Source organism: Chitinimonas lacunae, from assembly GCF_042650885.1.
In the GTDB taxonomy this organism is placed as follows: domain Bacteria; phylum Pseudomonadota; class Gammaproteobacteria; order Burkholderiales; family Chitinimonadaceae; genus Chitinimonas_A; species Chitinimonas_A lacunae.
The window spans coordinates 2,596,971-2,618,126 of record NZ_JBHSBU010000001.1 but is presented as its reverse complement, the minus strand read 5'-3'; the positions used below and the strand labels follow the sequence as shown (position 1 = coordinate 2,618,126).

Here is a 21,156-nt window from a genome sequence, read left to right as displayed (position 1 = left end):
ACCCCTATGAAACACAGTAAATGGCTCGGCCTGATTGCCGCGACCTGGATTGCCGGTAACGCTCTGGCGGACGATCCCGCAGAACTGACCGTTGGTCTGATCACCACTACCAATGAAGCCGAGACGGTCAAGAATTGGCAGCCGATCTTCGACGATATGTCGGCTGCGCTGAAAATGCCGGTCAAGGTCATTGCCGCCAAGGACTATGGCCAGATCGTCAACGCGATGAAGAACGGCAAGGTGCAGATCGCCTGGCTCGGTCAGAAATCGGCACTGCAAGCCGTGGTCGAAGCCAACGCCGAAGTATTCGTGCACCATCTCAAGGCCGACGGCACGCGTGGCTATACCGCGATGCTGCTGGTCAACAAGGTCGGCGATATCAAGGACCTGGACCATCTGCTCAAGTCACCCGGCAAATACAGCTACGCTTCGGGCAAATCGTCCTCGACCTCGGGCTTTCTGATGCCCAACTACTATATCTTCACCAAGAACGAGATCGATCCGCGCAAGCACTTCAAGCGGCTCGATACCGGCAGCCACCAGGATAACTTCCTCGCCGTGGCCAACGGCAAGGTCGACGTCGCCACCAATAACAGCGACGATATGGAAGACTTCAAAGGCAAGTTCCCGGCCGAGTACAGCCGTGTCAAGGTGATCTGGCAATCCGACCCGATCGGCCTCGATCCGATGCTGTACGACAAGCGCCTGTCGAGCGGCCTCAAGCAGCGTATCCAGCAGTTCTTCCTGAGCTACGGCAAGGAAGCCTCGAACCGCGACCAACGCAAGAAGCTGATCACCGCCTACGATCTGGCCGGTTTCGCCAAGGCCGATAACCGCCTGCTGCGCCGGATCGCCGAGCTTGAGTCGTTCTCCGAACAGTACGCCCTGATGATCGACGATAAGATCCCGTCCGATCAAAAGGATGCCCGCTTCAAGGAACTGTTCCGCAAGGCCAATGAAACCAACCGCCTGCTGGGTGGGGGTTAAGTTAAAAATCAATCTTTCTGCAAAGCCTGTGCAAGATATATAGCGGCTTTGAAGGAAATATTAAAAATGCCGTCCACGTTAGCGCGTGGACGGCATTTTTTATGGCAATTCAGTGCAGTCCTGTCTAGCACTCTGTCTTGAACAGAACGTCCTATCTTTCCCCAAGCAGGATGCCTGATCCCAACTCTTCCTGGGAAAGCAAGGCGCCAGTGTCAGTTCCACTGTCGCGTCGAGTGTGTGCTGTGTCGCCGGATAGATCGGTGAGGACGCCATTGCTGCTGCGGTGGCCTTGGGGCCGTTTTGAATAAGCGTCAGTAGGTGATCAGGGGCCAGGCAGGACTGGCAGTTTGATAGAGACCGGCCGCTATGAGGGCTCGGCTGGGTCGGACTCGGAGAAAGCGCGGCGTCAGCGCATTTCCAAGAAATTCGGAGCCGGGTCGTCCGGACACGAAGCGTCGGGGACAAGCCCATCAACACACCGTGCCGGCAACGCTGGCTCCAATGGGAAAGGGAAGGCCCCGATAGGAAATGGAATGTTTTCTGCAAAACCTTTGCAAGATCTAGAGAGGAAAATGTCAGAAAAAGAAAAATTTCCTTCCCTACCTCTTATTGCGAAACGTCGGGTCTTCCCGCAGCAGCTCGGCCTCGATCAGGCTGCGCACCCGTTCGCGCAGCAGCGGCACATCGGCTTCGGTCATGCCCGTGGTCTCGATCGGTTCGAGATAGCGCACCAAGGCCCAGCCCGGGCGGAACCACAGGGTGTTGAGTTCCTGCAGCTCGCGCATGCCGATCTGCACAAACGGCAGGATCGGCACCTGGGCATCGATGGCGGCGCGAAAGGCGCCATCGCGGAATGGCTGCAAGGGCTCGGGGGTACGGTTACGGGTGCCTTCGGGAAACAGCAGGATCGAGTCGCCCTGCCCGAGCGTGCGCACCAGTGCCATGGCGCTGCGGCGGCGCGATTCGCTCGAACCGCGTTCGACCAGCACGCAGAAACGTTTGAAAATAAAGCCGAGCACCGGAATCCGGGCAAATTCGACCTTGGCCAGCGGCCGCACCGGATGGATGAAACCGATGGCGCAGCTTGGCATATCGAGCAGATTGCAATGGTTGGTCACGCAGACATAGGCGCGGTCGGGCCGCAGCCGCTCGCGGTGCTCATAGCGAAAGCGGATGCCGCTCAGCAGGCTCCAGGCCAGCATGGCATAGCGGTTGGCCGACATATACCAGCGCTGGCGGCGCGATTCGGCCAACAGGCCTGCCAACAGATAGGGCGGCACCACACTGAGCACGGCCAGCATGAACAGCAGGCCCAGATAGATGCCGTAGAACGTTTGGAAAAAGCGGAGCAACGGCTTGGGCATCAGGGAATCTCGGCGTAATCGAGGCGGCGCTGCAAGATGGCCGCCTTGCGCAACAGACGGCGGTCGTTGCGGTGTTTATCGTAGTAGCGGGGGTTGGGCACCATGGCGGCGAGCTTGGCCGCCTGCGACGGGCCAAGCCCGGCCGCGCTGGTCTTGAAATAGTGACGGGCGGCCGCTTCGGCGCCGAATACGCCGTCGCCCCATTCGATCACATTGAGATAGATCTCGAAGATGCGCCGCTTGTCGAGCACCGCTTCGAGCATCAGGGTAATGGCGGCTTCTTCGACCTTGCGCAGATAGCTGCGCTTGGACGTCAGAAACAGGTTCTTGGCCAACTGCTGGCTGATGGTCGAGCCGCCAGCGACGATATGGCCTTTTTTGGCGTTCTTCTCCCAGGCGGCCTGGATACCTTCCCAATCGAAACCGTCGTGATCGAGAAAGCGGGCATCCTCGCCCGCCACCAGCGCCCGTTTCAGATGCGGGGAAATCTTGTCGTAGGTGACCCAGCGGTGCTTCAGCGCGGCCTCGGGGTTTTTTTCCTGGAGACGGTCGAGCTGCTCGTCCATGAACGAGGTCTCGGACGGATTATGGTCGCGCCACCACAGCACATGGCCAAAGATCCATAGCTGGTAGGCGACGAACAGGCCGGCCAGGGTCAGTACGACCCGCTTGGTCCACTTCCACAGCATTGTTTTGGCACGGGAAAAAAAGGCCGCCATGATAACAAATCCGCAGACGCTCCGGCGGCCCGCCCGGTCCTAGCCCAGGCTGTCGCGCAGCGCCAGCAGCACCGGCGCCGTGTCGGGCTGCACCCCGCGCCAGAGCCGGAACGCTTCGGCGGCCTGCTCCACCAGCATGCCCAGTCCATCGAGCCGCACGGCGGCGCCCAACTGCTCGGCCTGGCGCAGAAAGGCCGTCGGCGCCTGGCCGTACATCATGTCGTAGGCAAGGCCGCCTTGGCTGAACAGGGCCTCGGGCAGCGGCAGCGTCTCGCCGGCGAGGCTGGCCGAGGTCGCGTTGATCACCAGATCGAAATCACCATCGAGTGCCTCATAAGCACAGCTTTCGACCCGACCGAGGCCCGCAGCCAGCTCTGCCAGGGCGGCGGCCTTGTCGGCCGAGCGGTTGGCGATCACCAGTTGCGCCGGCTGCTCGGCCAGCAGCGGCGCCAGTACGCCGCGCGCCGCGCCGCCGGCGCCCAGCAGCAGGACGCGCCGGTCGCGCAATGCCAGATGGCGCTTGAGGTCGCGTACCAGACCGACGCCGTCGGTATTGTCCCCGACCAGCCCCTCATCGCCGAGCCACAGCGTATTGACCGCACCGGCGAAGGCGGCGCGTTCGGTCAGACGGTTGGCGAAGCCGGCGGCCCGCTCCTTGTAGGGCACGGTGATATTGCAGCCCGCACCGCCCAGGGCGAAGAAGTCGGCCAGCCCCGATTCGAAATCGTCGGGCGCGAGGTCGAGCCGGTCATAACTGAGAGACTGGCCGGTCTGACGGGCAAAGGCGGCGTGGATAAACGGGGACTTGCTGTGGGCCACCGGGTGGCCGACGACGAGGTAACGGTCGGGCATGAATGAGGAACACGGAGACGGTTGAGCGAGGCGCAGCGACAACGCCGACGAGAAACGGCCCCGTCGGTGGACGGGGCCGGGGGATCAGCTCTGCGACCAGGGCAGACCGCGGGCCTTCCAGCCATTACGGCGGCCGCGCTGGCCCGCCTCGTCGCGGTCGCCTTCAAAGCCTTCGAGCACGTTGTAGCACTCGGCAAAGCCATGGGCCGCTGCCAGCACTGCCGCCTCATGCGAACGAGCGCCGCTGCGGCACATGAACATCAGGATATCTTCGGGGTCTACCTGATGGCGCAGCTGTTCGAGGAAATGTGGATTGCTGGCCATGCCGGGCCAGGTCTTCCATTCGACCTTGACCGCATCGGTCGGGTGGCCGACGAACTGCCATTCGGCATGGCTGCGGACATCGACCAGCTTGGCGGCGGGCAGCGCTTCGCGCAGCGTCTGGGCCTCGTCCGGGGTCAGCGCGCCCGAATAGGACAGGCCCAGTTGCTCGGCGCGGCTTCTGGCCCGTTGCAGGATTTCATTGACTTGGCTCATAAGCGACAGGCTCCGGGTGGGTAAGGCGGACACGGACCAGTGACCGCTACGGAATTATGGCAAAGTTCGCCCGTGGCGCCAAAACGCACCAAAATGGTGCCAAATCGAGTTGGTTTGCACCGAAACGAGGCATCTGTGCGCTGGGGCAGGGCATCCAGCCCAGCTAAATAGCACTTTTGCTATGGCACGCTTACTGCTATAAGCCGTCCCAACCCCCCTAGCCAGCAAAGCCGGCAGGATGCCTCTACAATCGGAATCCCTCGGGTAGCCCCCGACATCCCCAGTTACGCTTAGGAGATAAGCAATGGCGGTCGCCAATGTACTGAAGCAGATTGAAGAAAACGATATCCGGTTCGTCGACCTGCGCTTTACCGACACCAAGGGCAAGGAACAGCACGTTTCGGTGCCGGCTCATGTGGTCGATGAAGAATGGTTCGAACGCGGCCATGCTTTTGACGGTTCGTCGATTGCCGGCTGGAAGGGCATTCAGGCGTCCGATATGCTGCTGCTGCCTGACCCCGCCACTGCCGTGCTCGACCCGTTCTTCGACGAGCCGACACTGATGCTGACCTGCGACGTGATCGACCCGACCGATGGCAAGGGCTACGACCGCGACCCGCGTTCGATCGCCAAGCGTGGCGAAGCCTATCTGAAGGCCTCGGGTCTGGGCGATACCGCCTTCTTTGGTCCCGAACCCGAATTCTTTATCTTCGACTCGATCACCTGGGGCGCCGATATGTCGGGCTGCCATGTGAAGATCAAGTCCGAAGAAGCCGAATGGTCGTCGGGCGAGAGCTTCGAAGCCGGCAACACCGGCCACCGTCCTTCGGTCAAGGGCGGCTACTTCCCGGTCCCGCCGGTCGACAGCTACCAGGACATCCGCGCCGCCATGTGCCTGGCGCTCGAAGAACTGGGCATCCCGGTCGAAGTTCACCACCACGAAGTGGCCACCGCCGGCCAGTGCGAGATCGGCACCAAGTTCTCGACCCTGGTCACGCGCGCCGACTGGACCCAGCGCCTCAAGTACGTGGTCCATAACGTGGCCCACCAATACGGCAAGACCGCCACCTTCATGCCCAAGCCCATCGTCGGCGACAACGGTTCGGGCATGCATGTGCACCAGTCGATCTGGAAGGATGGCAAGAACCTGTTCGCCGGCAATGGCTACGCCGGTCTGTCGGAATTCGCCCTCTACTACATCGGCGGCATCATCAAGCACGCCAAGGCGCTCAACGCCATCACCAACCCGGGCACCAACTCCTACAAGCGTCTGGTGCCGGGCTTCGAAGCCCCGGTGATGCTGGCCTACTCGGCCAAGAACCGTTCGGCCTCGATCCGCATTCCCTATGTCGCCAGCGACAAGGCCCGCCGTATCGAAGCCCGCTTCCCCGATCCGCTGGCCAACCCCTATCTGGCCTTTACCGCGCTGATGATGGCCGGTCTCGATGGCGTGCAGAACAAGATCCACCCGGGCGACCCGGCCGACAAGAACCTGTACGACCTGCCGCCCGAAGAGGACAAGCAGATCCCGAAGGTCTGCCACAGCCTCGAAATGGCGCTGGAGCACCTCGACAAGGACCGCGAGTTCCTGACCCGTGGCGGCGTGTTCTCCAACGACTGGATCGATTCCTATATCGAACTCAAGATGGAAGAGGTCAACCGCTTCCGCATGACCACCCATCCGGTGGAGTTCGCGATGTATTACAGCCTGTAAGTCTCGGCATTCAGGCAAAAACGGACGGCTTGGCGCCGTCCGTTTTTTTATGGCAGCGAACCAAGTGGGCGGGCGCCGGTCTGTCCGAATCACCAGCGCGGCCAGTCACTTAGCGGCCTACCATGGTAAGATGCCGAGCAATTCTTATTAAGCCAATGTCATGGAGTATCTCTACCTGATCCGCCCCGTCCGTCCCGATATGCTGCGCAACGGCCTGACCGCCGCAGAGGAAGCGGTGATGGCGGCCCATTTTGACTATCTGTCGCAAGCGCTACAGGACGGCCGTCTGATCCTGGCGGGCCGTACCCTGGAAGTCGATGAGCGCGGTTTTGGCATCGCCGTGTTCCGCGCCGATGATCAGGCCGCCGCCCAGGCATTTGCCGCGGCCGATCCCGCGGTCGCGGCCGGCGTGGTCTCGGTCGAGGTCTACCCTTATCGCGTCGCGCTGTTGGCGCCGGCGCTCCCGGAGGTCCGCACATGAAACGCGCCCTGCTAGCCTTATTGCTGAGTTGCGTCGCCATGGCCGACATCTACAAGCATGTCGATGCCGAAGGCCGTGTCACCTATTCCAATGTGCCGATGAAAGGCGCCAAGCGCATCGATATGAGCGGTCTGCCGGGCAGCATCCCGGCCCCGCGCAGCGGTGGCAGCAGCAGTGGTGGCAGCCGTGCCAGCGCCAATCCCTCGCCGGCCGATTTCCCCAAGGTCGATAGTGCCACCCAGCGCAGCCGTGATCTCAACCGGCGCCAACTGCTACAGGATGAAATGGCCAGCGAACAGCGTCTGCTCGAACAGGCCCGTACCGAACTGAGCAAGGCCACGCCCGAGCGGGCGGCCAAGCTGCGCGACGACATGATGCACAGCGAAAAGAATATCGAGATGCTGCAAAAGGAAATCAACCGCATCAAGTAGTGCACCAAAACGGTGCGGTAATGACTTGTTCACTGCGCCGTGTGCAGCAAACCAAACGCAACCGCCTGATTTGTCAGGCGGTTTTTTATTGCTCGCGAATTGGTCCATGAATTGCTAGGCTTGGTTCGACCTCTTCCCCGGCCCGATCATGCTCAACTTTTCCGGACTCGAACTGCTGGAAACCGCCGTGTTGGTGCTCGATCAAGCCAGCACCATGCGCTATCTCAACCCGGCTGCGGAGACGCTGTTCGAACTGAACGCGCGTGAAACCCTGGGCCGGCCGCTATCGGCCTGTTTCTCCGAGCCGCAGGAAATCCTCGCCGCGCTCGATGCGGCCGAGAAACAGAACGCCAGCGTGACCGAACACGATGTGGCCCTGGCGCTGCGGCTGGGCAATACCATCCACGTCAGCTTCACCGTCAAACATATCGATACGCCGCCGCCCTTGGTGGTGCTCGAATTCCGTCAGACCGACCAGCAGCGCAAGATCGCCAACGAAGAACGGCTGGCGGCACAGCAGCAGGCCAATCGGCAACTGATCCGCAATCTGGCCCACGAGATCAAGAATCCGCTGGGCGGTATCCGGGGGGCGGCGCAGTTGCTGCGTCACGAGCTGTCCACCCCGGCTTTGCGCGAATACACCCAGGTCATCACCGACGAGGCCGACCGCTTGCAGAGCCTGCTCGACCGGCTGTTGACGCCGCACCGGCTGCCGCAGGTGGCCGAACTCAATATCCATGAAGTGCTCGAGCGGGTACGCAGCGTGGTGCTGGCCGAAGTGCCCAACGGCCTTGCGGTCCGGCGCGACTACGACACCAGCCTGCCGCCGCTTTATGGCGACAAGGAGCAATTGATCCAGGCCGTGCTCAATATCGTGCGCAATGCGGTGCAGGCCATGCAGGGTGCCGGTGAAATCGTGCTGCGTACCCGGATCGCCCGTCAGGTCACGCTGAACCGGCGCCGTTATCCGCTGGCCTTGCGGGTCGAGATTGCCGACAACGGCCCCGGTGTCCCTGAGCAGATCCGCGATACCTTGTTCTATCCCCTGGTGTCGGCCCGTCCGGGCGGCACCGGCATCGGCCTGCATCTGGCCCATACCTTCGTGCTACAGCACAACGGCGCCATCGAGTTCGAATCGGAACCGGGCCGCACCACCTTTATCCTGACGCTGCCGCTCAACGGCTGGCGCGATGAAACCTAACCCTGGACGACTGCCTGCCATGAAACCCGTCTGGATCATCGACGATGACCGTTCGATACGCTGGGTGCTGGAAAAAGCGCTGACCCGCGAACATATCGAGTTCCGCAGTTTCGCCTCGGCCGCCGAGGTGCTGGCAGCGCTCGATAGCGACCGGCCCTCGGTGGTGGTCAGCGATATCCGCATGCCCGGCGAATCGGGGCTCGAACTGCTGGCCCGGCTCAAGAGCCGGCTGCCTGAACTGCCGGTGATCATCATGACTGCCCATTCCGACCTGGAAAGCGCCGTGGCGGCTTTCCAGGGCGGGGCGTTCGACTACCTGCCCAAGCCCTTCGATATCGACCATGCCACGGCGCTGGTGCGGCGGGCCATGGATGAAAGTTCGCGCCATGAAGGCGTCGAGTCGGTGCCGGACGAGTCGCCCGAGATTCTCGGCCAGGCTGCCGCCATGCAGGAGGTTTTCCGCGCCATCGGCCGGCTCAGTCAATCGTCGGCGACAGTGCTGATCACCGGCGAATCGGGGTCGGGCAAGGAACTGGTCGCGCGTGCCCTGCACCGGCACAGTCCACGTGCCGGTCGCGCCTTTGTGGCCATCAATACGGCAGCGATTCCGCGCGATCTGCTTGAATCCGAACTGTTCGGCCACGAACGCGGCGCCTTCACGGGCGCCCAGGCCCAGCGTGCCGGCCGCTTCGAGCAGGCAGAAGGCGGCACGCTGTTTCTCGACGAGATCGGCGATATGCCGCCCGAGTTGCAGACCCGGCTGCTGCGCGTGCTGTCCGACGGCTATTTCTACCGCGTCGGCGGCCATGCCCCGATCAAGGCCAATGTGCGGGTGATTGCCGCCACCCATCAGGCACTCGAAGAACGGGTACGCCAGGGCCTGTTCCGCGAGGATCTGTTCCACCGGCTCAATGTGATCCGGCTGCGTCTGCCGCCATTGCGTGAGCGGCACGAGGATATTCCGCTGCTGGCCCGCCACTTCCTGGCCCGCTCGGCCCGTGAACTCGGCGTCGAGGCCAAGCGCCTGGGCGAGGACGCGATGAAGCGGCTCGCTGCCTTCGACTTTCCGGGCAATGTGCGCCAACTGGAAAACCTGTGCCACTGGATCACCGTGATGGCCCCGGGCCAGACCGTCGGCCCTTCCGACCTGCCGCCCGAACTACGGGGCGACACCGCCTTGCCGCTGCGTGAAGGCGGCGACTGGCTGGCGCTGCTGGGGGCCGAGGCCGATCGGCGGCTGCGTCAGGGGGAGCGCGGTTTTATCGACGAGCTGACCCGGCAGTTCGAGAAGACCTTGATCCTCCATGCGCTGGCGGCCACCGGCGGTAAACGGATCGAGGCGGCGGAGAGGCTGGGGCTGGGGCGTAATACCCTGACGCGCAAAATCCAGGAACTGGCCCTGGAGCGACAGTGGCAGGAAGAGTGAAGCAGAGGGGCTGAGCGGAGTTGCTGAGGCAGGAAACAGTGCAAAACGAATATATAGGACTCTTTGCCTTGCACTGCTTTTGCAGATTATTTTCTTAGCGTTATTCGAGCACGAACACCCGGCTGAAGTTGGCCATATCGAGCACGGCGCGTACCGAGCCCTTGGCACGCAGCAGCCGGATGGTGCGATGGCCGAAGCGCTCATTGAGCAGCAGCAACATGCCCAGTGCGGCGCTATCGAGGTAATCGACCCCGCTCAGGTCGATCTCGAGATGATCGACACCTTCGGTATCGAGCACCTGCTGACAGGCCAGCTTGAAGGCGCGGTGGCCTTCGAAGGTGAATTCGCCGCGCAGTTCGATGCGGGCGACATTACGGGCAATCGTGGTAACGGCTTCCATGCCGGGTTCCGCGCTGACTAGGGTGAGAGGGAAGCAATTAGGACGGTCGGTCGGTCGGCTGATCGAGTTCCCGGACCGCGGACCGGAGCATCCACAGTAACACGAGACCCGGCACGGCGGTCAACACCGTGCCGAGGAAAAACGGCGCCCAGCCGAACTGCTCCACCGCCACCCCGGCAGCCGGTCCGACATAGACCCGGCCAAAAGCCGAAAAAGCCGACAACAGCGCAAACTGGGTCGCGGTAAACCGCTTGTCGCACAGCGCCATCAACAGCACCACAAAGGCCGTGCTGCCCATGCCACCGCAGAGATTCTCCACCCCGACCGCCAGCACCATCAGCCCGAAGACATGACCGGCCTCGGCAAGCCACCAGTACATCAGATTCGATACCGCCTGGAGCAGACCAAACAGCAGCAGCGAACGGTACAGCCCGAGTTTGATCAGCCAGGCACCGCCCAGCAGCGCCCCGGTGACGGTGGCCAGCATGCCGAACAGCTTGTTGACCTCGCCCACTTCGGTCTGGCTGAAGCCCACGCCGCGGATCAGGAAGCTGGTGCTGAGGCTGGAGGCAAACGCGTCGCCGAGCTTATACAGGACGATCAGCGCCAGAAAGGCCAATGCGTGTTGGCGGCTGAAGAATTCGTTGAGCGGGGCGTTGAGCGCCGGGAAGCCGGCCCGCCGCGCCGCCCACAGTCCCAGCGTGGCGGCCAGCACCACTTCGCCCACCAGATAGACCAGCCCCCAGCCCTTGCCCTGCTGCGGAACGCCAAGTAGTGTCAGCGCTTCACGGGCGAGCCAGAAGCCGGCGGCGGCGCCGACCAGCAGAATCAGAAAGCCGCGCAGCTCATGCCGCGCGGGCGTCTGTGGCCGCTCGAACTTGGGCAGGCGCGGTGCCCATAGCGTCACCAGCGCCATCAGGGCCAATAAACCGGCCATCAGCCGGTAAGTGGCCGGCCAGCCGAGCCAGCGCTCGGCCATGATCAGTGCCAGTGCGCCCGAAGTCAGCATTGCCAGCCGGTAGCCCAGCACCCCGACCGCCGCCCCGGGGCCGCGTTCGGCTTCTTCAAGCAGTTCGACCCGATAGGCGTCATACACCACATCCTGCGAGGCCGAGAGAAAGGCCACCACCAGACCGAGCATCGCTAACAGCCCCGGTGACTGCTGCGGTGATACCAGGGACATGGCAAAGACGGTGGCAGCGAGGCCCAACTGGGTCAGCAGCATCCAACCCCGGCGCCGGCCGAGCCAGGGCAGCTCGAACCGGTCCATCAAGGGCGCCCACAGGAATTTGTAGGTATAGGGCTGACCGATCAGCGTGAAATAACCAATCGTGACCAGATCAAGCCCGCTTACCGTCAGCCAGGCTTGCAGGCTGCCGGCGGTCAGGGCCAGCGGCAGGCCCGAGGCAAAGCCCAGCAGCATCACGGCCGCAATGCGCCGATTGCCGAAGACCGACAGATAGAGCGAGGCATTCATGATCAGAAGTCGCCGTGGTAATCGACCGTCAGCGGCGCGTGGTCGGAGAATTTGCTGTCCTTGAAGATACTGGCGCGGTGGGCGCGGGCGGCAAGCGCCGGCGTGGCGATCTGGTAATCGATGCGCCAGCCCACATCCTTGGCATAAGCCTGGCCGCGGTTCGACCACCAGGTATAGCCGGGCGTCTCGGGGTAGAGCCGGCGCCAGATATCGACCCAGCCCAGCCGGTCGAACAGATGGCCAATCCAGGCCCGTTCTTCCGGCAGAAAGCCGGAATTCTTCAGATTGCCTTTCCAGTTTTTCAGGTCGATCTCGCGATGGGCGATATTCCAGTCGCCGCACAGCACCACATCGCGGCCGCTGGCGATCAACTGCTCCAGATGCGGCAGGAAATGGGCGAGAAAGGCGAATTTGACCTGTTGCCGCTCCTCGGAACTCGAACCCGACGGCAGGTAGAGCGACACCACGCTTAGATTGCCGAAGTCGAGCTGCAAATAGCGGCCTTCGCAATCGATCTCGGCGATGCCCAGTCCTTCCACCACCCGGTCGGGTTGACGGCGGCAGTAGAGGCCGACGCCGCTATAGCCCTTTTTCTCGGCATGGTGGAAATAGCCGGTCAGCCCGCCTGAGCTGCGCATCCGTTCGGTCAGGTCGTCGGCGTGTGCCTTGAGTTCCTGAACGCAGACCAGATCGGCCTGATGGCTATCGAGCCAGTCGAAAAAACCTTTCTGATGGGCGGAGCGGATGCCATTGAGGTTGGCGGAGACGATGCGCATCGGCGATTTCCTGGACTGAAAGCGCGAATGATATGCTATTAAATCTTATCGGCCAGTCCCTGTTGCATTCCCATGTCCTATTCCAGTACCGATTTCATCGCCTTTGCTGTGGAACACGACGTCCTGCGTTTTGGCGAGTTCCAGACCAAGGCCGGCAGACTGTCGCCTTATTTCTTCAACGCCGGTCTGTTCAACGACGGCGCCAGCGTGGGCCAGCTCGGCCGCTTCTATGCGGAAGCCGCTCAGGCAGCCGGGATCAGTTTTGATATGTTGTTCGGCCCGGCCTACAAGGGCATTCCGCTGGCTACCACCACCGCCGTGGCACTGGCCGAAAAAGGTCACAATGTGCCGTTCTGCTTCAATCGCAAGGAAGCCAAGGACCATGGCGAAGGTGGCAATCTGGTCGGCGCCCCGCTGCGCGGCCGGGTACTGATCATCGATGACGTGATCTCGGCCGGCACTTCGGTGCGCGAGTCGGTCGAGCTGATCCGCGCCCAGGGCGCCATGCCCGCCGGCGTATTGATCGCCCTTGATCGGCAGGAGCGTGGCAAGGGCGAACGCTCGGCGGTCCAGGAGGTCGAATCTGACTACGGTATTCCGGTGATCGCGATTGCCAAACTGATCGATCTGATCGATTTTCTGCGTGGCCGCCCCGAGCTGGAACAGAATTTGCAATTGGTCGAGGCTTATCGGTCACGCTATGGGGTCGTCTGACCCTCACGGAGAATTCTTATCATGTCGCTGCGTCTCGTCCTCCCCCTGTTTTTCGCGCTAGCCCTGTCGGCGCAGGCGGGTGATCGCCTCTACAAGTGGGTGGATGAGAACGGCAAGGTCCAGTACAGCGATAAGCCGCCGGCCCAGCAGACCCAGAAGGGCCATACCGAAATGAACCGGCGCGCCATGCCGCTCAAGCAGGTCGAAGGCTATCTGACCCCTGAGCAGCGCGCCGCCCGCGAAGCCGAAGAAGCGCAGAAGCGGGTCGAAGAACAAAAACGTACCGAAGCCAAGCGCCGCGACAAGGCCCTGACCCAGAGCTTTACCTCGACAGCCGAAATCGATGCGATCCGCGATCGCAATATCGAACAGGTCGAAGCCTTGATCCAGGCCGACAAGCAGCGTATCGAAACGGCCACCAAGCGGCTCGAAGGGCTGCATAAGCAGACCGAGCGCTTTACCAAGCGCAACCGGCCGATCCCCGAAGATATCCAGGCCAATATCGCCGAAACCGAGCAGGAGCTGGTCAAGCTCAACGACAACCTCAAGCGGCGCGAAACCGAAATCGGGCAAATCCGCGAACGTGCCGAGGCTGACAAGAAGCGACTGGTCGAACTCAAGGGCGATACGGTATTGAAGAAGAAATAAAAAACAGGCGCCACTGCCTGAAATATAAAAAATGGCCAAAGCCGTGCCATACCCTCAACGGGCTATAAATAGATTACAAAAAAACCCGACGAAAATGCTCGTCGGGTTTTTTCTTGGGTCATGCGATGGTGGTCGCCTCAGCCCCAAAACGGGTAGCCCATCCGGCGCAGCAGTTCCACCGTTTCACTCAGCGGTAGACCGATCACACCGCTGAAGCTGCCGCGCATTTCGGCTACCAGTACCGAACCGAGTCCTTGCAGGCCGTAGGCGCCAGCCTTGTCCATCGGTTCGCCGCTGGCGACATAGGCGTCGATCTCGGCCGGTTCAAGCGGACGAAAGGTCACATCGCTGATCGACAGCGCGGTTTCGATCCGGCCCTGGCCGGCGACCGCGACCCCGGTCATTGCCTGATGGCGCTTGCCGGACAGCCGGCTCAGCATCGCCCGGGCTTCCGCAGCGTCGGCCGGCTTGCCGAGAATCTCGCCATCGAGCGTGACGGTGGTGTCGGCAGCCAGGACCAGTCTTGTCTCGGCGCCGCTTTGCGCCAGCCGGGCCAGCGCTGCGGCAGCTTTCTCGCGGGCCAGTCGGACCACATAGTGCGCCGGTGCTTCGCCTTCATGCGGGGTTTCATCGATATCGCAGGCCAGCCGCTCGAACGGAATGCCGACCTGGGTCAGCAATTGGCCGCGGCGGGGACTGGCCGAAGCAAGGTAGATGGTGGGTTTGTTGCTGTGAGTCATGGAAATCGGCTCGAAAACGCGGCCAGTCGGCGGCCGCCGGGTCGGGAAGGATAGCGCTTGGAACGTCAAAACACACTGCTTAAACTCGCGCTGCTGTTGGCGCCCCTGGGCGCCGCCGCGGCCCAGGCTGTCGACTGCACCCTGCTCGAACCCGCTATCCTGGCCGAATCGCTGCCTGGTGGCGAATGGCGATTGGTCGAGGCGGATGCGACCGCCTGTCGTTTCGACAATCCGCTGCGCTCACAGCGGCTGACACTGGGCCGGCAGCACTACCCGTCCGCCAGCCTCGCCACGCTGGCCTATCTGCGCAGCGAGCGCCAGGCACAGCAGCTGCCCAGTGGCGGGCCGGTGCCCAATCTGGCTGAAGCGGCCCATTTCGCCTATCGCCAGGAAGGTGCGCTGCGTTTCGAAGCGCTGTCGCTGGCGCGGCAGGGCCGGCAACTGGTCGCCATCGACTATCGGGGCGAGGGCGGACTGGACAGCTCGCTCCAGGCCGGCATCCAGGGTCTCACCGGGCGGCTCTTCACTCCGGCCCCGCCCACCGAAACCGTAGCCGAGTGTGAATGGCTCAAGACTGCCGATGCACGTCGGCTGTTTCCGCGCGATGCCACCTTGATCGTCGAGCGCGCGGCGGCAGAACGCTGCGATATCTATGACACGCAAACCACCGCCGTGCTGTCGCTCCAGCTGAGCAACGCCCCGGCTAACCCGGCTGCCGTGCTGCGTACCTTGCACCGCCAGTCGGCCACTCGGGGCTGCCATCTGGTGGCATTGCAGGAGCTGGGCCTGCAAGCCCATGGCGTCTACCGCTGTCAGGCGCCGGAAGGCGAGCGGGCCAGCGTCCACTTTATCCGCGGCGACCGCCAGATCGAACTGAGCTTTACCAGCAACGTCAGCAAACCCGATGCCGCGACCATCACCGCACTGCGCCAGCTGGCCCGCCGCCTCCGTCTGCCGCGCTAGCGCACTTCCAGCCAATTCGGCGTCAGCATGTCCGGACCTCAAAGCGCAGGCGTGCAGCGCTCTACCAGGCTTGGCGGCGACGCCGATTTAAATGGAAATGCTCTGATTCAGACCCGCCTTCAACCCGGCGTCCGGAATGCTCCGACCAGCTAAAGTGGATCTGACCTAAAGCCCTCAGCCACTACCGCCTTCATTCCGATCTGGAGTGAGAAAAGCGGCAACGGTGCATGACCTTGCTTGGTGGATGATGCGCGCTAGGGGTTGTGGGTCTGGACGCGAGGTTCGCTGGAAGACGGTTTTGTGCCCCGGAGTTGGAGCGGAGGGATAGTGGTGAGAAGAGGATTTAGGCTGAAATATTTAATTTTCTTAAATATCGTCCACTCCGTCTTGCAATGCTTGTGCAGGATTTTTTATATCGAGCATTCGGACGGGCCAGCGGCCCGGCCGTTTACTCGCGATGGTAGGGATGACCCTGGTTGATGGTGACAGCGCGGTAGAGCTGCTCGGCGAGCAGGACGCGGACCATGCCATGGGGCAGGGTAAGCGCCGAGAGCTGTAGGAGTTGGTCGGCCTCGCGCTTGACATCGGGGTGGAGGCCGTCGGCACCGCCGATCACGAAAGCCACGTCGCGGCCGTCGTGCTGCCAGGTCTTGAGTTCCTGGGCCAGCCGGACCGTGGTCCAGTTGGCACCGCGTTCATCGAGCATAATGCGGCGGGCATTGGCGGGCAGTGCCGTCAGGATACGGTCGCGCTCGACTTCCATGATGCGCTCGACCGAAGTATTGGCTGCCCGCTTTTCCGGCTTGAGTTCGACCAGCTTGATTTCCGCTTCACGCGGCATACGGCGGGCGTATTCCATGTAACCGCTTTCCACCCAGGCCGGCATCTTGTGGCCGACCGCGATGATCCACAGCTTCACGGCTTAGTCGTCGAGATCGGCCTGGATGGCGCTCTGCCAGGCTTTGCCCAGCGGATTGAACACCGGCTTCTGACCGCCCCAGAGCTGTTCCAGATTGTAGTAGTCACGCACGGCCGGCAGCATGATATGGACGATCAGCTCACCGGCATCGACCAGCACCCATTCGCCGGTCTGTTCGCCTTCCATGCCGAGAATCTCGGCACCGGCTTCCTTGAGCTTTTCGCGCACGTTATTGGCAAGTGCCTTGACCTGGCGGTTGGAATCACCGGTTGCGACGATCATGCATTCGAACAGCGAAGTCAGTTTGGTGGTATCGAGCGCCAGGATGTCCTTACCCTTGATGTCTTCGAGGGCGGCCACGGCGATGTCGCGCATCTGTTGGATGCTGAGATTGGTTTGGGTCATGGTCGATAAAGCAAATGCCGCTCGGCATAATCGAGCACTGCCGCCGGAGCCAGATAGCGGGCCGATCGGTGATCGGCAAGGCGTTGGCGGATGGCGGTGGCCGACAGGGCGAGCGGCGTGGTTGGCAAAAGCGCGATTGTACCGCGCTCGACGGTGGCCGGTATAGTAAGTGGTTGAATTCTCGGCAGGACTTCGGCAAGCAGCTCGGGATCGGCATGATCGCGCCAGGCATCGAGATCGAAACCCGGCCGACAGGCCACCGCCAACATGGCCAGATCGAACAGCTCACGCCAACGCCGCCAGCTCGACAGCCGGTAAAACGAATCGGCGCCGATCAGCCAGGCAAGCGGCGTCTCGCCCAACTCGGCACGCAATTCATGCAGGGTATCGATGGTGTAGCAGAGGGTGTCGCGCCGGATTTCCCGGTCATCGACCTTGAGACGTGGATTGCCTTCTACCGCCAATTGCGCCATGGCCAGCCGGTGTGCTGGGCTCGCGACCGGCCCGCCGCGATGGGGCGGGGCGCCGGTGGGGATCAGGCGGACTTCGCTCAGTCCCAGCGTTTCGCCGAATTCCTCGGCGGCGCGCAGATGGCCGTAATGGATGGGGTCGAAGGTCCCGCCGAAAATGCCGATGCCGGCTTGCCGTGCCACCATCAGATCGAACGCTCGAAACGCCGCATCAGTTCATGCAGTCCTTTGGCGGTCTGCGCCAGCTTGTCGGCCGAGCCGGCGACTTCGCGAGCGTTCTGGCTGTTGCCGTCGATCAGCGACGCCATCTGCTCGATGGTGCGGGCCACATCCTCGGCAGTCGAGGTCTGCTGGCGCAGGGTGTCGGCGATCTGGTGGGTCATCTCGACGGTGCTTGCAGCCGCTTCCATCACCTGTTGCAGACTCTTGTTGCTGGCTTCGATCGATGCCGTGCCGCGCTCGACCTCTTCGGCGGCGCTGTCCATGGTCATCAGGGTGGCTTGCGTGACCAGCCGGATATTGGTGACGTTGTTGGTGATGTCCTGGGTCGATGTGGCGGTGCGCTCAGCGAGCTTGCGCACTTCATCGGCCACCACGGCAAAGCCCCGGCCCGATTCACCGGCCCGTGCCGCTTCGATCGCGGCGTTCAGCGCCAGCAGGTTGGTCTGATCGGCGATTTCCTTGATCACCGTGGTGATGCTGCCGATCCGCTCGACGGCCGTATTGAGGTCATTGAGGGTGGCGCGTGCCTCCCCCACCACTTCGACAATACGCCGGGTCGAAGCCAGGCTTTCTGCCATGTTTTTTTCGTTTTCCTGCACAATGGCGCGAGTACTGTTGGCACTATTGGCGGTTTCTTCTGTTGCGCGACTGATTTCGGTTACCGAGACGCTCATTTCCTCGGTCGAGGCGCTGACCTGCATGGCTTGTTCGGTTTGTTTATTGGTCTGATCGGACAGATGCTCGGCTGCCCGGTCGAGTTGGAGCGACTGCTCGGCGATCTGGCGGGCCGAGCGGGTCACATCGCTGATCACGCTCCGCAGCGATTCGCTCAGCGACAGCGTCGAGCGGATCAGTTCGGCGAATTCGTCGTTGCTGTCGAGGTGCAGATCGAGTTTGAAATTGCCGTCCTGAATCTGACGCAGACCGTGCTCGACCTTGCTGATCCCGGTCAGTGCCCGGCTGACCCACCAGCCGCCGCCGATCAGCGCTGCCAACGCGCCCATGACTGCCAGGCCCCATACCACTGCGTTGCTGGCACCGCTGCTGGCGGCAGCAGCTGTCGCTAGGTTGAGCAACGCCAGAACGATGAAAGCGAACCAGGCGCGTTGGGCGAAGGATAGGTTCTGCATAAGCGTGCCACTCCGAGTGGGCGGTAAGGGTCCGGCAAGGCGGCCCGATAAACAATGGATGATGCTGTACGCGCTACGAAGGGCGCCCGGATGGGCTGGCGAACCGTTGATCTGGAGTCTCGGTCCGACCTACCTATTGTAGGCGCAAAGGACGGGAAAAGACCGGTCGGGCATACCGCCATACGATCGATCGGACGGCGTCCGATACTTCCTCCCACCCTGGTATTGCGGCATCGCTCCGGTCGCGCGGTGCCCGCGTCTTCGTTACCAAGCTAGCCCATCGTGGTCGAGCGAGCAAACCTACCAGCGTGACAAATGATCCTCGGTGACGCCCAGCAAGCGTGATACCTGGCGCGGCGGCGCATCGGGCGCGGCGCGTACCGTGCCTTCGAAAGTCCCGACCGGCTGGATATAACGGCTGGCTGCCACCAGCAGATTGCGATTTTCCCGCCGTGCGCCTTCCGGAGTAAAACGCAGGTCGAGCAGACCATCCTCGGTATGGATATGCCAGGGCGCCAGCGGCTGCTGCGGGTCGAATTCGAACCGGGCACGGCCAAGCGCGATAGGCTGGCCGTCCAGCCACAGCACATTCTCATGGTCGCCGAAATAGCCCGACTGGAGATTGAAACCGAGCTCGGCGGTATGGGCCGAGGCCCATTTCCAGGTGGTCAGACGGGGCAGCAGGCCGTTGGAGTGGTCGATGCTGGCATGGGCCCCGTCGAGCCGGTAATGCTGGCCACCGGCGCGGGCTTCGCCACTGACGGCCAGGGCGGGCGATTTATGGGTGCTGTGCCAGACGCCACCGGCAACCGGACCGGCTGCGAACAGCCAGGGTGCAGCGGTCCGGCCGTCCAATTCGGCCTCGACCTGAAAGCCGCGCGGCGCTTCGACCCGTACCCGATAGCGTTCGGCGGCGAATTCTTCGAGACGGATCCGGGCGCCCAGCCAGGAGAAGTCGGCCATCGCGCCAAGACGCGGTTCCGGGTCGACCCGGGCGCTGAGGCCGGGCAGCCCGTCGCGCGACACGCCTCCTATCACGCTGCCCTGGCGGCGGTCGAATAGATAGGCGAAACAGGTATTGGTCCAGCCGACATCGACCACGGCGATGCCGAGATAGCAATCCGCTGCGGCAATGCCGACGTAGTGCCAGCGCTTGTGATGGAAGCGCCGCCACCAGGCGCTGCGCGCCAACGGCGGCGCCAGCCGGCTCCAGTCGATCAGGCTGCAACGGCCGGCGAAGCGGCCGGCAAATGGCCGGCCATCGGTATCGACGACTGCGCTGGGCGCGGCCTCAAGCACGGACATGACCATCGCCCAGTACCACCCATTTCTGGCTGGTCAGGCCGGCGAGCCCGACCGGGCCACGGGCGTGGATCTTGTCGGTCGAGATACCGATTTCGGCGCCCAGGCCATATTCAAAGCCATCGGCAAAGCGGGTCGAGGCGTTCACCATCACGCTGGCAGAATCGACTTCGCGCAGAAAGCGGCGCGAGCGGCTGTAGTCGCGCGTGACGATGGCGTCGGTATGGTGGGAACCGTAGGTATTGATATGGTCGATGGCGGCGTCGAGATCGTCCACCAGCCGCAGTGCCAGGATCGGCGCCAGATATTCGGTACGCCAGTCTTCCTCGGTCGCGGCTTTGATATCGGGCAGGAGGGCACGGCTACGTTCACAGCCGCGCAGTTCGACGCCTTTGCTGTGGTACAGCTCGGCCAGACGCGGCAGCAGCGTGGCCGCGATATCGATATGGACCAGCAGCGTTTCCATGGTATTGCAGGTGCCATAGCGCTGGGTCTTGGCGTTGTCGGCGATGCGCACGGCCTGTTCGGGGTCGGCCAGATCATCGATATAGACGTGGCAGATACCGTCCAGATGTTTGATCACCGGGACCCGTGCTTCGGCGCTGATCCGGGCGATCAGCCCTTTGCCGCCGCGCGGGACGATCACATCGACATACTCGGGCATGGCGATCAGACGGCCGACGGCGGCGCGATCGGTGGTTTCGATGACCTGGACGGCACTGTCGGGCAGGCCTGCTGCCCGTAGTCCTTCCTGGACACAGGCCGCGATGGCCTGGTTGGAGCGGCTGGCTTCGGAGCCGCCGCGCAGGATGGCGGCATTGCCCGACTTGATGCACAGGCCCGCTGCGTCGGCGGTGACATTGGGACGGGCTTCGTAAATGATGCCGATGACCCCGAGCGGGACACGCATCTTGCCGACCTGGATGCCGGAGGGGCGGTAGTTGATATCGTCCATTTCCCCGACCGGATCGGGCAGGGCGGCGATCTGGCGCAGGCCATCGGCCATGGCGACGACACCGGGGACGGTAAGGGCCAGCCGGTCGAGCAGGGCGGCATCAAGCCCGGCGGCACGGGCGGCGTCGAGATCAGCGGCGTTGGCGGCCAGCAGCTTCTCGGCATCGCGCTCGATGGCGGCGGCGATGGCCGCCAGTGCGACATTCTTGGCCTGGGTCTCGGCCCGGGCCATGGCACGCGAGGCAGCACGCGCGGCGCGTCCCAGCTTGTCCATATAGTTGTTCAGATCGGCGGTCATCGGTGCGTTCCTCGGGCTATCGGTCG

Annotated in this window: 23 protein-coding genes; 9 read left to right on the top strand and 14 right to left on the bottom strand. The window is 62.8% G+C overall.

The annotated features are described in order from the left end of the window. The first annotated feature begins 6 nt into the window (after positions 1-6). Positions 7-987, top strand: a complete 981-nt coding sequence (gene phnD, locus ACFOW7_RS11050; RefSeq protein WP_378164110.1) for a phosphate/phosphite/phosphonate ABC transporter substrate-binding protein — start codon at positions 7-9, stop codon at positions 985-987. A gap of 599 nt (positions 988-1,586) precedes the next feature. Here phnD and ACFOW7_RS11045 read toward each other — a convergent pair. From ACFOW7_RS11045 to ACFOW7_RS11030, 4 genes are all read right to left on the bottom strand, one after another. Next, the gene (locus ACFOW7_RS11045; RefSeq protein ID WP_378164108.1) at positions 1,587-2,351 is read right to left on the bottom strand and encodes a lysophospholipid acyltransferase family protein; all 765 of its coding nucleotides are present in this window, start codon (positions 2,349-2,351) and stop codon (positions 1,587-1,589) included. Then, entirely contained in the window at positions 2,351-3,037 is a 687-nt protein-coding gene (mtgA, locus tag ACFOW7_RS11040; protein WP_378168014.1) for a monofunctional biosynthetic peptidoglycan transglycosylase, read from the bottom strand. Before mtgA ends, ACFOW7_RS11045 begins: the two co-directional genes overlap by 1 nt. Before the next feature lie 72 nt (positions 3,038-3,109). Further along, positions 3,110-3,922: a shikimate dehydrogenase gene (gene aroE, locus ACFOW7_RS11035; protein ID WP_378164106.1), complete on the bottom strand. Its 813-nt coding sequence runs from the start codon at positions 3,920-3,922 to the stop codon at positions 3,110-3,112. An 84-nt stretch (positions 3,923-4,006) separates the two neighbouring features. Then, positions 4,007-4,459: a rhodanese-like domain-containing protein gene (locus ACFOW7_RS11030; protein ID WP_378164104.1), complete on the bottom strand. Its 453-nt coding sequence runs from the start codon at positions 4,457-4,459 to the stop codon at positions 4,007-4,009. 304 nt (positions 4,460-4,763) lie between these two features. Between ACFOW7_RS11030 and glnA the strand changes: the two genes are divergently transcribed. The 5 genes from glnA to ntrC all read left to right on the top strand — a co-directional run bounded on the left by glnA (position 4,764) and on the right by ntrC (position 9,712). Then, positions 4,764-6,173 (top strand): glutamate--ammonia ligase, encoded by a 1,410-nt coding sequence (glnA, locus tag ACFOW7_RS11025; RefSeq protein WP_378164102.1) that lies wholly within the window; start codon positions 4,764-4,766, stop codon positions 6,171-6,173. A gap of 160 nt (positions 6,174-6,333) precedes the next feature. Beyond that, the gene (locus ACFOW7_RS11020) at positions 6,334-6,654 is read left to right on the top strand and encodes a YciI family protein (protein ID WP_378164100.1); all 321 of its coding nucleotides are present in this window, start codon (positions 6,334-6,336) and stop codon (positions 6,652-6,654) included. Further along, positions 6,651-7,085, top strand: coding sequence for a DUF4124 domain-containing protein (locus ACFOW7_RS11015; RefSeq protein ID WP_378164098.1), 435 nt, complete (start codon positions 6,651-6,653; stop codon positions 7,083-7,085). Before ACFOW7_RS11020 ends, ACFOW7_RS11015 begins: the two co-directional genes overlap by 4 nt. 148 nt (positions 7,086-7,233) lie before the next feature. Beyond that, positions 7,234-8,286: a nitrogen regulation protein NR(II) gene (gene glnL, locus ACFOW7_RS11010; protein WP_378164096.1), complete on the top strand. Its 1,053-nt coding sequence runs from the start codon at positions 7,234-7,236 to the stop codon at positions 8,284-8,286. Between the two features lie 19 nt (positions 8,287-8,305). After that, entirely contained in the window at positions 8,306-9,712 is a 1,407-nt protein-coding gene (gene ntrC, locus ACFOW7_RS11005) for a nitrogen regulation protein NR(I) (protein ID WP_449252223.1), read from the top strand. 100 nt (positions 9,713-9,812) lie between these two features. Here the strand turns inward: ntrC and ACFOW7_RS11000 are convergent, their stop codons facing one another. From ACFOW7_RS11000 to ACFOW7_RS10990, 3 genes are read right to left on the bottom strand one after another with little or no spacing between them, the layout of a single operon-like run. After that, positions 9,813-10,112, bottom strand: a complete 300-nt coding sequence (locus ACFOW7_RS11000) for an STAS domain-containing protein (protein WP_378164093.1) — start codon at positions 10,110-10,112, stop codon at positions 9,813-9,815. Positions 10,113-10,149: 37 nt separating this feature from the next. Beyond that, positions 10,150-11,589, bottom strand: coding sequence for an AmpG family muropeptide MFS transporter (locus ACFOW7_RS10995; protein WP_378164091.1), 1,440 nt, complete (start codon positions 11,587-11,589; stop codon positions 10,150-10,152). Positions 11,590-11,591: 2 nt separating this feature from the next. After that, on the bottom strand, positions 11,592-12,365 hold the full coding sequence (locus ACFOW7_RS10990) for an exodeoxyribonuclease III (RefSeq protein WP_378164089.1): 774 nt from the start codon (positions 12,363-12,365) through the stop codon (positions 11,592-11,594). Positions 12,366-12,437: 72 nt separating this feature from the next. Between ACFOW7_RS10990 and pyrE the strand changes: the two genes are divergently transcribed. Together pyrE and ACFOW7_RS10980 are read left to right on the top strand one after the other, a co-directional pair. Further along, positions 12,438-13,079, top strand: coding sequence for an orotate phosphoribosyltransferase (pyrE, locus tag ACFOW7_RS10985; RefSeq protein ID WP_378164086.1), 642 nt, complete (start codon positions 12,438-12,440; stop codon positions 13,077-13,079). A gap of 21 nt (positions 13,080-13,100) precedes the next feature. Beyond that, positions 13,101-13,727 (top strand): DUF4124 domain-containing protein, encoded by a 627-nt coding sequence (locus ACFOW7_RS10980; protein ID WP_378164083.1) that lies wholly within the window; start codon positions 13,101-13,103, stop codon positions 13,725-13,727. 137 nt (positions 13,728-13,864) lie between these two features. Here the strand turns inward: ACFOW7_RS10980 and ACFOW7_RS10975 are convergent, their stop codons facing one another. Continuing rightward, positions 13,865-14,467: a Maf family protein gene (locus ACFOW7_RS10975; protein ID WP_378164081.1), complete on the bottom strand. Its 603-nt coding sequence runs from the start codon at positions 14,465-14,467 to the stop codon at positions 13,865-13,867. A gap of 57 nt (positions 14,468-14,524) precedes the next feature. Between ACFOW7_RS10975 and ACFOW7_RS10970 the strand changes: the two genes are divergently transcribed. Next, a complete protein-coding gene (locus tag ACFOW7_RS10970) occupies positions 14,525-15,430 on the top strand; it encodes a hypothetical protein (RefSeq protein WP_378164079.1) in 906 nt (301 codons plus the stop codon). Between the two features lie 448 nt (positions 15,431-15,878). Here the strand turns inward: ACFOW7_RS10970 and rlmH are convergent, their stop codons facing one another. The 6 genes from rlmH to ACFOW7_RS10940 all read right to left on the bottom strand — a co-directional run bounded on the left by rlmH (position 15,879) and on the right by ACFOW7_RS10940 (position 21,130). Beyond that, positions 15,879-16,349, bottom strand: a complete 471-nt coding sequence (gene rlmH, locus ACFOW7_RS10965) for a 23S rRNA (pseudouridine(1915)-N(3))-methyltransferase RlmH (protein ID WP_378164077.1) — start codon at positions 16,347-16,349, stop codon at positions 15,879-15,881. A gap of 3 nt (positions 16,350-16,352) precedes the next feature. After that, entirely contained in the window at positions 16,353-16,754 is a 402-nt protein-coding gene (gene rsfS, locus ACFOW7_RS10960) for a ribosome silencing factor (protein ID WP_378164075.1), read from the bottom strand. Continuing rightward, positions 16,751-17,410 carry a nicotinate-nucleotide adenylyltransferase gene (nadD, locus tag ACFOW7_RS10955; protein ID WP_378164073.1) on the bottom strand — a complete coding sequence of 220 codons (660 nt, stop codon included), beginning with the start codon at positions 17,408-17,410 and terminating at the stop codon, positions 16,751-16,753. The genes rsfS and nadD overlap by 4 nt, the downstream gene beginning before the upstream one ends. After that, a complete protein-coding gene (locus tag ACFOW7_RS10950; RefSeq protein ID WP_378164071.1) occupies positions 17,410-18,576 on the bottom strand; it encodes a methyl-accepting chemotaxis protein in 1,167 nt (388 codons plus the stop codon). The genes nadD and ACFOW7_RS10950 overlap by 1 nt, the downstream gene beginning before the upstream one ends. A gap of 300 nt (positions 18,577-18,876) precedes the next feature. After that, positions 18,877-19,881 carry a DUF2804 domain-containing protein gene (locus ACFOW7_RS10945; protein ID WP_378164069.1) on the bottom strand — a complete coding sequence of 335 codons (1,005 nt, stop codon included), beginning with the start codon at positions 19,879-19,881 and terminating at the stop codon, positions 18,877-18,879. Beyond that, the gene (locus ACFOW7_RS10940) at positions 19,868-21,130 is read right to left on the bottom strand and encodes a glutamate-5-semialdehyde dehydrogenase (protein WP_378164067.1); all 1,263 of its coding nucleotides are present in this window, start codon (positions 21,128-21,130) and stop codon (positions 19,868-19,870) included. The genes ACFOW7_RS10945 and ACFOW7_RS10940 overlap by 14 nt, the downstream gene beginning before the upstream one ends. Positions 21,131-21,156: the final 26 nt, after the last annotated feature.